Genomic DNA, 11,068 nt, shown 5'->3' with positions numbered 1-11,068 from the left:
ATTTCTTGTATTTCATAAGTCCAAAGTTATGTAATTAATTTACTAATTTCACTCCAGCTTATTTAGGGGCTAATATAAATGCTTCTTGGACTTAATCCAGAAACTGATCTTTCTGATTTTAATGAATTGGAGGAATTTAATAATTATAATGGTTACATTACAATTGCGATGCTAGATTTAGCAGTCAATTTAAAAAACTTGATAAAATCAAAAACGGAATGGGAAAAGGCTTTCTTTATAAAAAACTCGTTTCTCATAATTCATGAATCAACTAAGAAATTAAAACCTTTTAAAGGGAAATCATTTATTCAGATTACAGTTGAAAATAAGTATAAAGAGCTTAATGATGTTCTTAAGAATTTGTATAATGAGATAGACGATTTTAGAAATGCTTCTACTTATAACAAAATTTCTAAAACAAGACATGGTATAGCAGGACATATTGAAGAAAGTCTAAAATCATATTATGATACTGTTATAGAATTAGATGGAGAAGAAGCAGGAAACCTAATAAGTGAATTCATGAATATCCTAAACAAAGCTCTAAATTTAACTACAGATTTAGCTATTGCTGCTAATAACAAACAAAAAGAAAAAAATAAAAGTGTCAATTCTGAAATTTTATTAAAACTGAATGAAATCAAAAATGTACTAAAGAAGTAAATTACTTAAAAATATATTTTGGGTTAAAGTATTAATTTATTAAAAACATTTAATTAATTTATCTTGTTAATTATGTAATTTTTAACTATACTCATGTTTTTATAAAAAATACACTTTAATATATTACATTTTACCAAAGCCATCTGAATTTTATATTTATACATAATAACTATGGAAAACCAAAACACAGAGAAAGAGATGAAATTTTGTCCTCAATGTAATTCGATTGTAGAAACGAAAATAATATATAGTTAGTATATTGAAGAGCTGAAAAATAGAAAAAAAATAATTACCTATCACATCTTATAAAAAAATGTTTTTCAATAGCTTAAATTTTACATGGAATACTAAAGATTGGCATTTATAATTTGTTAAAGTAAATTCTATTTGTGGGGGAAATACGAACTTTAAAGTTATGCTTAATTCATAAAAACGTGTAAAAACGTATGCTTTTTGTAGAAGAGGATTATACACCACCACTTTAAAATCTTTTTTTGATAGACTCTAAATACTGAGTTGTTTACGGATTTCCGTAATATTAATAAAAAAAGTTTTTATATGTTTGAAGATTATGGAGTAACACTATTTTTATATTAGGTCATTAATGGCTATGTTATTTACATTCTATTTATTCTAATGAGGAAGAAATTTCAATCTAAATTGTTCAAACCTGAAAATATCAAGTAATTGACAACTATGAATTTTATTAGTAATTGTCGCAAAAGAAGCCTAAAAAATGAAACAAAATTTTGATTCTCAAGAATTACTAAAACACCTTAAAAAAGGTGAATTATTTCGTAATGCTTTAGAAAAAGAAGATATTGAATCAGAAATTCTTGTATTTGAAGAACAAATATTAAATGAGAGTTTCGAATTTGATATAAAATATACTAGCGATTATTATTATTTGGAGAATTTATCTCAAAAGCTAATTTTGAGAAAACTGAATGATAATATTAAAAGAATATATAAGGATGAACAAGCTAATAGAAAATTCATAATTCAACAAGTTAAAACTCTATTAAGCGAAACTGCACCATTTTGGATAATTAAATCTGATATTAAATCATTTTATGAAAGTATAGATAGAGAGAGAGTTTTTAGAAAACTTAAAAACGATGCAATGCTTTCATACTATTCAATTTTTTTACTTCGAAAAATTTTTGACAATAGAAATACAATGTGTGATATAGGACTTCCAAGAGGATTAAATATCAGTTCATCTTTATCTGAGATTTACATGAGAAATTTTGATAAAGCTATTCAAAGATATAAGGATGTATTTTATTATGCTAGGTTTGTTGATGATATTATTATTTTTCTCAATAGTAAAGAGAGTGCTTTGGAATTATATGATAATCTTAATCCAATTATGTCAAATGAAACAACTAATTTAGAGATCAATGAAGAAAAAACTGAACTGATAGATGGGTTTAATTTTAAAGTTTTAAAAAATAAATATAAGAAAAGGCCTATTCATAATAATATTGAGTATTTGGGTTATCGGTTTTATTTAAGTGATACTGAAAATAAAAGAGAAAATAAACTACGAATAAGCATTGCTAATAAAAAAGTAAAAAAGATAAAATCAAGACTTGTAAAATCATATGTAGATTATTCAAGAAACAATGATTTTGAACTTCTAAAGAAAAGAATTAAGTTTTTAACAGGTAATTATGGTATTAGTAAAAGTAATGATGGTAGTGTTTTGAAAGCAGGTGTTTACTACAATTATACACATATAAATGATTTAGAAATATTAACAGAACTTAATCAATTTCATAAAAAAATCATCTATAGTAGAAAAGGGAGTTTAGGTGTTAAACTTAATGCAAGGCTAACAAATATTCAGAGAAATAATCTGAAAAAGCATTGTTTTATTGCTGGGTTTAGAAAAAAAACATTTAACTCCTTTACTTATGTAGAAATGGGAAAAATAATTCAAAGTTGGTAAGATGGGAAAAGTAAAAATAGACAAAGAAGATAAATCAAGAGTTATTCTAACAGAACTCTTACCTTATGAAGTACCGATGCTTTTTTCTAATGAAGGTTTTTATAATATTATAAAGAACGGACATTTAGAGTATTTTGAATCAAAAGTAAAAGGCACAAAATATAAAGATTGGAATGAACAATTTACATTACCCTTTAACTACGATATAAAAAAGAATATTATTGGAGATACAAGAACTTTAAGTATTATTCATCCATTCACACAAAAGAGATATATCAAACTATTCGAAGATTATGACTCTTTAATGTTGCATTTATGTTCTAAGAGTCCATTTTCATTACGTAAAATAAATAAAATTGCTAAATTTTACTTTTCTCCTAGCTTTGTATTTGATGAAGATAATTTAATTGATCCTGAAAAAGAAGTTGAACCTGAAATTTTAGATGCAGAATCTCAATATATAAAATCATATTATACTTATAAACCAATTGATTTAATTTACAAATTTTATGACAGAACAGAATTTCAAAGATTAGAACAGAGATATAATTATTTAATGGAATTTGATATAAGTAAATGTTTTTATCATGTTTATACTCATTCTATAACTTGGGCAGTTAAAGATAAAGAATCAGCAAAATTGCATAGTAATAAAATAACTTTTGAAAATAATTTTGACAAATTAATGCAACATTCTAATTATAATGAAACTAATGGAATAGTTGTAGGTCCTGAGATTTCAAGAATTTTTGCGGAAATTATTCTACAACAAGTAGATTTGAATGTCTTAACAAAACTAAATACATTAGAATTAAAATTTGGGGTTGACTACGATGTTAGAAGATATGTAGATGATTATTTTGTTTTTTCCAATAATTCAGAGACATTAGAAATAGTAAAAAAATCTTTTCAAAAAGAGTTACAATTCTATAAACTTTATCTTAATCCAGATAAAGGAAATGTTTTAATATCACCATTTTTATCTAATATTGCAGTTGGGAAATTAGAGTTAAAAGAATACTTGATAGAGTTTTATAATAATTTGTTTGAAGAAATAAATACAGAAGAGGAGGTTATTAAACAGATAAAACAGATTAATAAACCATACGTTGTATCACAAACATTCATTAAAAAATTCCAAGCAATTGTTAAACGAAATGATTTAACTTATGATGTATTAAGTAAAGATGTAGTTAGGTTTTTTAAATCAAAATTAGTCAAGATACTTAAAAGTGAAACTTCACTTCATTCAATTGAAAGAAGTGAGAATTTTTTCTTAATGCTACTAGATATTATCTTATATTGTTATTCTGTAAATATAAACACTAATACAACATTTAGAATTGCTCAAGTGATTGTTTTATTAGTTAAGTATTTAGACAAAAAAGGCAAAAGAGATGTTAAGCACTCGGTTTTTTCTAAAATTTTCAGAGATAGTGAGTTTATTTTAACTAATTTCCATAGAAAACAAGTAAAGAATGAAACTAGTATTGAAACAATTAATTTACTTTTTGCCCTTAAGAAGTTAGGAGGTGAATATCAATTTAGTCCTGAAAAGATTTCTGATTACTTTAATCTAGAAGAAGATAAATTGTGTAATCTTAATTATTTTCATTTCATAACATTATTGTATTATTTTAATAATGATATAATTTATAAAACAATAAAAAACAAAGTAATTATAGAAATTTTAAAAAGATTTGAAAAAGAAAATGTATTTTTGAAGTCTGAACTTACTCTACTATTCTTTGACGTTATTAATTGTCCTTTTGTTGATGAAAAACACAAAAGAACAATAATGAAAAATTCAAATTACGTAAAAAAAGCAGCTAGTAATAATGAAATAAAAATTGAAATAGAAAAAATTCAAGAACAAAATAAATGGTTTATGAATTGGGAGCAAGATATTGACTTGGAAAGAGTTTTAAAGAAAAAGGAATGGACTTCTAGTTATTAGAAATTTATTCTGGTTACATTTGAACAAGGGCGAACTTATTTCATTATTATATTTTAAGTAACTAAGATGAAGTATAAGAACACAAGAAAATTCAAATTTAATTTATTGTAATAAACGCGAATAAAAGCAATATAGGTAATGAGAGTTGGATTGACGGTTAATCTAAAAATTGACCACACACGATAGCTTGGAATTTTGTAACACGTTTATGGATAATTATGAAATAGGTAACTGTATCAAATTTTTATCTATAATATGTTGGCTGGAAGGTAACTTTCAGCCTTTTTTATTTTAACCATCCTTTTTATAAATTAAAAGCCTATTTTTGCTTAAGAATCAAACGATTCCAATCATAGTTTAAAACTTTCGTAATAAGGTGCTCACCACAATCCAAAAAAGTGAACATCCCTATTTATAAAGCATACGAAGTAAAAGAGGCTAACCCTCTTTCTCCGCTGAAAAGCCCGATAACACTCGTTATCGGGCTTTTTTTATGTGCTGGTGTACCTCATCCTTTTAAAAATACGCATAAAGAATTATTTCATTTATAGCACCAATAGAGTAGTTGTTTTTATCCCCCACCTCTTTACTTGGTCTATGTTATTATCTCTAATCTGTACCATCTCTTTAATGAGGGAGCACAATACCTTTGGCTTTAGATAATAAATACTAAACACATGGTATGCCAACACGATTGTCTATAAACAAGGTGTATGATTTACTTACTTAATAATACTCATAATGAAAATACTGTCTTTTGCTCCGTGGTCTATTTTTATAAGTTTTCTACTTTTTATGCATCCAACAGGGATTTGGGCTAACAATATGGAGCCTTTAAAATTTAGGGTTAATAACCAAGATATCTTTATTGTTATCGCTCTGATTCTAATAGTGCTACTGAGTGCTTTTTTTAGATCATTATATTTAAAGGCATCTTATCTTGATAAGTTGTATAACTTAAACAAAGAATTAGATTCAAATTTAGTAAAGATATCTATCACAAGCCTTACAAAACGTCAAATCCGTATTTTATTAAAAAGTATAAAGTTAAAATACCTGATAGGGTTTATTTTCTTTATTTCTGCATCAAATCTTTTTGCACAGAGTAATATCAAAACAACAGATTCATCTCTTTTAACAGAGCCAGGGATTATCATTATTTTGATTCTAATCGCAATTCCTATTCTATTGGGTGTAGTAATTATGCTTATTAAAATTTCCAATATTATTAGTGTGCAAAAAAATAAGTTAGAGGATCAGCATACAAAACAATTTAAAGAATATTTAGAACATCTATCTGAAGAGGAGTCAGACTCTTTAAAAAAACGAGAGATTGCCCTAGGGTTTTCATTGTCCAATAAAGAACTCTCAGGAGAAAGTTTAATTCAAGATCAAAAGGGATTGATTTCGTTGTCAAAGACTGAACTAGCACCCGTTGTTGCTAATAAGAAAAGAAACTCTGTCAAGGTAGATATAGACCCGGGGTTGGCTAAACTTATTTTATGGTTTTTAGGAACAGCTAGCTTTTGGTTAATTGTAGGTACCACTATTGGGGAGTATTTAGGGATTAAATTTATAGCACCAGATATAGATCACAGTAGCTGGTTTAGCTTTGGAAGACTAAGACCCGTGCATACTAATGCTGTATTCTGGGGATGGGCTTCTTTAGGGATGATTGGATTGGGGTATTATATCGTACCTAGAGTTAGTAATACAAACTTAGTCAATATTAAATGGGGATGGTATTCACTTGTTTTAATTAATGCATCCGTTTTTATCGGGTCTATTAGTTTAATTGCTGGTGTAAATAATGGAGGAGGAGAGTATAGAGAGTATATATGGCCTATTATGTTATTGTTTGCTTTAGGGTTGTACTTTACGCTTAGATGTTATTTAAAGACTATAGCCAATAGAACGGATAAGGATATTTATATCTCTAATTGGTATATCGTTGCTGCCGTTATCTTTATTACTATAGTAGCTGTTGTTGGATATTTACCTTTTTGGCAAGATGGTTTAGGTGAGACAATCGTGCAGGGGTATTATATGCATCAAGCAGTAGGGATGTGGTTTATGCTTTTTACTCTAGGAATAGTATATTACTTTCTGCCACAACAACTTAATAAACCAATATATTCATACAGTTTAGGAATATTAGCTTTTTGGAGCCAGATATTGTTTTATACATTAATTGGAACCCATCACTTTGTTTTTAGTGCTATACCATGGTGGTTACAGACTGTTGCTATTGTAGCTAGTGTTGGAATGGTTATTCCTGTAGTAGCGGGTACAACTAATTTTTTCTTAACCTTTAAAGGAGTCTGGTATAAAATCAAGGATAGTTATACCATTCCCTTTTTTGTAATAGGTATTATGTTCTATTTTACGGGTTCTTTGCAAGGTACAGCAGAATCCTTTCGATTTACAAATCTGCTTTGGCACTTTACAGACTTTACAGTGGCTCACTCTCATCTGACGATGTATGGAATTATCACTTTTCTTTTATGGGGATCTATATATGCATTAGTACCACAAATAACGGGTAAAGAAGCCCCACAGATTACAATCGGAGCTCATTTTTGGTTGGCCTTAATAGGATTGTTGTTTTATTCTATCCCTTTAATGTATGGGGGAACATTAAGAGGCTTAATGTGGATGGAAGACTCTGCCTTTATAGAGAGTGTTAAGTTTATGATGCCTTATTGGCTATGGAGAGCTATTGGAGGAAGTCTAATGTGGTTATCTCATCTATTCTTTGTCTATAATTTTTATAAAATGATTCAAAAAGACGAATCTATTTCTTTAGATAGGGTAGACTTAACCTTTGAGAAACTAGCTGATGATAGCGTAGATAATGACAAAATATTTAATAATTAGTAGATATGGATATATTTAGCAACCATAAAAAACTTTATGTAATAGCAACTATTTTATTTTTGATTCTAACACTATTTGTAGCTATTCTGCCAGCCCTAGATAATCAGTCTAAAATACATCCTTTACCTAATGCGATACCTCTAACACAATCAGAGAAAAGAGGAAAAGATATATTTATAGCTAATGGATGTGTAGCTTGTCATAGTCAGCAAGTTAGAAATGTTGAAATGGATAGAAAATGGGGGAGTAGACCTTCTATATCTGCAGATTATGCGGGTAATAAAAGAGTTAATTTTTGGACTAATACTGCTACGCTGATGGGAACAGAAAGAACAGGTCCTGATCTTATAGATATAGGTACACGTCAACCTAGTTTAGACTGGCATTTAGTTCATCTTTATAATCCTCGTATTGTCGTTAAAGAATCCATTATGCCTTCGTATTCTTTTCTGTTTACATCTAAAGAGCATCCTGATAAAGAAGATGTTGTAGTCAGTGTACCTGAAACATTCTCAAGGGATAAAAAATTAAAGATTGTAGCTACTCAAGACGCTTTAGATTTGGTTGCATATCTGCAAGCTTTAAAGCAGGCTCCATTGCCTGGAACGATTATGACTCCTGAGTTTTTATATCCTAAAGAACAAGATGTTACACAAGGAGTAACTACAGGGCAGACTAAAACGGCTTTGGATGGTAAAAACCTTTATATGAATAATTGTGCAGCCTGTCATCAGGCCAATGGAGAAGGACTCTCTGGTGCGTTTCCTCCTTTAAAAAACAGTGCTATTGTTACTGGAGACAACCTCCAACTATTTGTCGATATTATAATGAATGGATATGATGCTAGAGAGGAGTATGGGGTAATGCCAGCGGTAGGTACTAATGCAAATTGGACGGAGGAAGAAGTTACTGCAATAGTTAACTACGAGCGCAATAATTGGGGAAATAAAGCTCCCTTGGTAACAGTGGAAGAAGTAAAACAGATCATGGATTATATCAACCATATAAAGGATAAATAATGAAAGTAAATTGTAAAAGGATTCTTACTATAATAGGACTATTACTTGCTAATGTAATCTATGCTTGTCCTGTTTGTGAACGCAATCAACCTAAATTACTAAAAGGAGTTGTACATGGTGTAGGACCTGATAGTAAATGGGATTACACTATTATAGTGGTGATTGCTATTCTGGTTTTAGCTACGTTAATCTTCTCTATTAAATGGTTAGTAAAACCAGGAGAAGAATCTAAAGAACACATTAAAAGAACTGTATTAAACGATATATTAGATGGAGCAAAGAAGTAGAGTATTCATTTTTATTGATGATGAACATCAACCTATTGCAGAGCTCGAAACACCTGTAAATTTCGAACTCAATACGCATAAATTAGTGGATGGGGATCATACCTTAAAAATTGTAAGTAAAGATCATACGGGAAAAGAGGGGATTAGAATAATTCCGTTTACAGTAAAGAATGGCCCGGCTATAGATATAGAAGGAATAAAGGAAAAGGCTGTGGTAGATGGTTTATTGTCTATACGCATTAATGCTTATGGAAAAGGTGATCAAAAGACTTTTTTAGTTGTAGGTAGTGAAACTCCTCAGAGTATTCCCTTTTGGGTATGGACAACTATTATTGTGATTTTTGCTTGGGGGATGTATTATCTTGTGCGTTATTTATAAAGTGTAAGCCACAATAAGCGTCATTAGGAACTGGATCACCTCTCATAGGTAGAGATAATATGAAAAGAAGGAATAAAAATGCTGAATTAGGAAAACGCAATAGAGTTAGGAATGTAGCTCTTGATTTAAACATTCTGCAATGATTTTTATTCCTTTTTCTAAATCTTCTTTAGCTAATCTACCAAAGCTAATTCTTAATCCGTTACTAGTGTGGTCTAGGTAATACTCATTAGGGTTTACTATATCAACGCCTTTACTGGTTAATAAAGCACAGAAATTCTTAAAATCTATAGTCCTATTGAGTTTAATCCAAAAAGCAAGTCCTCCTTCTGGCAAGGTGAAATGGGTGGATTGGTCTAAATAATGCTTTAGTAAACTATAGGTGTAATCTCTTTTCTCTTTGTAATGAATTGTTGCTTTTTTGATATGTTTTTTAATAATCCCTTCTTTGATTAGCTCTAATATTGCTAGCTCCATTATTCTATCGCCTTGAATATCAATTATCTTTCTTAGTTTACTTACTTTCTTTATTAAAGAAGTCTTACTAGTCACTAAGTAACCTATTCTAAGAGAAGGAGCGACTACTTTACTTAAAGTTCCTATGTATATATAATTTTCTAGGTTAATATGGCTACAAAGTGGTAAAATGGGTCTTGTATTATAATGAAATTCATTATCATAGTCATCCTCAATGACAGTAAACCCGTATTGGTTAGAAAGTTCGATTATTTCTAATCTTCTTTTAAGACTAAGGGTGACTGTTGTTGGAAATTGATGATGAGGGGTTAGATAAATTGCTTTAATTCTTTTATTCGTTTTTAGCTGTTCTATAATCTCACTAGTCACTATTCCTTGGTCATCTACATGAATAGGAATAAGATTAGCCCCAGCATGTTTAAAAGCTTCCCAAGCAGAATTATACCCAGGATTTTCTACTAGTATATAGTCTCCTTTAGTTAATAGGGAATGGGCAATCATAAAGATAGCCATCTGCCCTCCACGTGTAATACAAATATTTTTTTCGGCTACATTCATCCCTCTTTGATGATTGAGCATATTAGCAATATGAGTAATGAATTTAGAATCGCCTAGTTCACTTCCATATCCCATCATTTGCCATTTAGCACTTCTATTAAAAATTTGTCTATAAGCGCGTGCAAGTTCTGCTATTGGAACTATTTTACTATCAGGATAGCCATTATCAAAGACAATATTATTGTTCAGTAATAGGTCTGTTTCTTGTCTTTCTAATAAAGGCTCTATTGTTTTTACAGGACTATCTTGCAAAATAGTATGTGCTACAAAAATTCCTTTCCTTTCTACTGATACCAGCCATTGTTCGGTAATTAAGATAGTCAGTGCGCGTACTACGGTGTTTCTATTGACATTTAGTAGACTAGAGAGTGTACGCGTACTCGGTAGTAAATCTCCTTTTTTTAGCCTTCCTTTCTTGATGTCATCAATGATGGCGTCAGCTATTTGTAAATACAAAGCCTTATTGGAAGTATTCTCTAATCTAATTTCTAATTTCCATAATCTCTTCATCTGGATTACTTGATATAGTTAACTCTTATAAAACGTAATATTCCAAATGTAGCAAATTAAACTTTATAAAGAGTTTTAAAAACAGCTTTAAGATAGAGAACACTTATTATATTATTACAATTGATTTAAGTGTGTAGTAATCAAATGAGCAGTTTGTTTGGGATGAGAAATAAGTCCTCCATGACCTGCATCTTGAATAGTCTGTAATTCTATTGAATTAACTTTCTGTTTTATTGTTTTTGCAACAGCTGTATATACTAAGATAGAATCTGACCCTGTAATAAGTGTTATTTTACCACTAAATTGATTAAGGTTTTCTGGTTTTATATTTAATCTTTCAGGATCATTAGCTTGATCAAGCCAAGTAGTGTAACTAGCTGTCATTGT

10 protein-coding genes are annotated in these 11,068 nt (G+C 29.4%); 8 read left to right on the top strand and 2 right to left on the bottom strand.

Annotated elements, in window-relative coordinates:
* Positions 1 to 78: 78 nt before the first annotated feature.
* The 8 genes from HX049_RS17705 to HX049_RS17670 all read left to right on the top strand — a co-directional run bounded on the left by HX049_RS17705 (position 79) and on the right by HX049_RS17670 (position 9,136).
* Positions 79 to 663: a hypothetical protein gene (locus tag HX049_RS17705; RefSeq protein WP_286417645.1), complete on the top strand. Its 585-nt coding sequence runs from the start codon at positions 79 to 81 to the stop codon at positions 661 to 663.
* A gap of 736 nt (positions 664 to 1,399) precedes the next feature.
* Positions 1,400 to 2,617: an antiviral reverse transcriptase Drt3a gene (drt3a, locus tag HX049_RS17700; protein ID WP_286417643.1), complete on the top strand. Its 1,218-nt coding sequence runs from the start codon at positions 1,400 to 1,402 to the stop codon at positions 2,615 to 2,617.
* Position 2,618: 1 nt separating this feature from the next.
* Positions 2,619 to 4,574 (top strand): antiviral reverse transcriptase Drt3b, encoded by a 1,956-nt coding sequence (gene drt3b, locus HX049_RS17695; protein WP_286417641.1) that lies wholly within the window; start codon positions 2,619 to 2,621, stop codon positions 4,572 to 4,574.
* Positions 4,575 to 4,972: 398 nt separating this feature from the next.
* Positions 4,973 to 5,125: a hypothetical protein gene (locus tag HX049_RS17690; RefSeq protein ID WP_286417639.1), complete on the top strand. Its 153-nt coding sequence runs from the start codon at positions 4,973 to 4,975 to the stop codon at positions 5,123 to 5,125.
* A gap of 190 nt (positions 5,126 to 5,315) precedes the next feature.
* Positions 5,316 to 7,451, top strand: a complete 2,136-nt coding sequence (locus HX049_RS17685) for a cbb3-type cytochrome c oxidase subunit I (RefSeq protein ID WP_286417637.1) — start codon at positions 5,316 to 5,318, stop codon at positions 7,449 to 7,451.
* A 5-nt stretch (positions 7,452 to 7,456) separates the two neighbouring features.
* Entirely contained in the window at positions 7,457 to 8,470 is a 1,014-nt protein-coding gene (locus HX049_RS17680; protein WP_286417635.1) for a cbb3-type cytochrome c oxidase subunit II, read from the top strand.
* Positions 8,470 to 8,757: a hypothetical protein gene (locus HX049_RS17675; RefSeq protein ID WP_286417633.1), complete on the top strand. Its 288-nt coding sequence runs from the start codon at positions 8,470 to 8,472 to the stop codon at positions 8,755 to 8,757. Before HX049_RS17680 ends, HX049_RS17675 begins: the two co-directional genes overlap by 1 nt.
* Positions 8,741 to 9,136 (top strand): cytochrome C, encoded by a 396-nt coding sequence (locus HX049_RS17670; protein ID WP_286417631.1) that lies wholly within the window; start codon positions 8,741 to 8,743, stop codon positions 9,134 to 9,136. The genes HX049_RS17675 and HX049_RS17670 overlap by 17 nt, the downstream gene beginning before the upstream one ends.
* A 105-nt stretch (positions 9,137 to 9,241) precedes the next feature.
* Here HX049_RS17670 and HX049_RS17665 read toward each other — a convergent pair whose 3' ends face one another.
* Positions 9,242 to 10,681, bottom strand: coding sequence for a PLP-dependent aminotransferase family protein (locus HX049_RS17665; protein WP_286417629.1), 1,440 nt, complete (start codon positions 10,679 to 10,681; stop codon positions 9,242 to 9,244).
* A 114-nt stretch (positions 10,682 to 10,795) separates the two neighbouring features.
* The coding region (locus tag HX049_RS17660) for an alpha/beta fold hydrolase (protein WP_435793532.1) at positions 10,796 to 11,068 on the bottom strand (273 nt) is incomplete at its 5' end.

The organism is Myroides odoratimimus (assembly GCF_030326305.1).
Lineage (GTDB): Bacteria > Bacteroidota > Bacteroidia > Flavobacteriales > Flavobacteriaceae > Flavobacterium > Flavobacterium odoratimimum_A.
Note: the sequence above shows the minus strand (reverse complement) of the source record. Positions and strands in the feature narration are given on the sequence as shown.

Bases quoted from the DNA above. Each gene is read 5' to 3' on its own strand.
- drt3a (WP_286417643.1), top strand. From the start codon at position 1,400: ATGAAACAAAATTTTGATTCTCAAGAATTACTAAAACACCTTAAAAAA.
- HX049_RS17675 (WP_286417633.1), top strand. From the start codon at position 8,470: ATGAAAGTAAATTGTAAAAGGATTCTTACTATAATAGGACTATTACTT.
- HX049_RS17705 (WP_286417645.1), top strand. From the start codon at position 79: ATGCTTCTTGGACTTAATCCAGAAACTGATCTTTCTGATTTTAATGAA.
- drt3b (WP_286417641.1), top strand. From the start codon at position 2,619: ATGGGAAAAGTAAAAATAGACAAAGAAGATAAATCAAGAGTTATTCTA.
- HX049_RS17680 (WP_286417635.1), top strand. From the start codon at position 7,457: ATGGATATATTTAGCAACCATAAAAAACTTTATGTAATAGCAACTATT.
- HX049_RS17685 (WP_286417637.1), top strand. From the start codon at position 5,316: ATGAAAATACTGTCTTTTGCTCCGTGGTCTATTTTTATAAGTTTTCTA.
- HX049_RS17665 (WP_286417629.1), bottom strand. From the start codon at position 10,681: ATGAAGAGATTATGGAAATTAGAAATTAGATTAGAGAATACTTCCAAT.
- HX049_RS17670 (WP_286417631.1), top strand. From the start codon at position 8,741: ATGGAGCAAAGAAGTAGAGTATTCATTTTTATTGATGATGAACATCAA.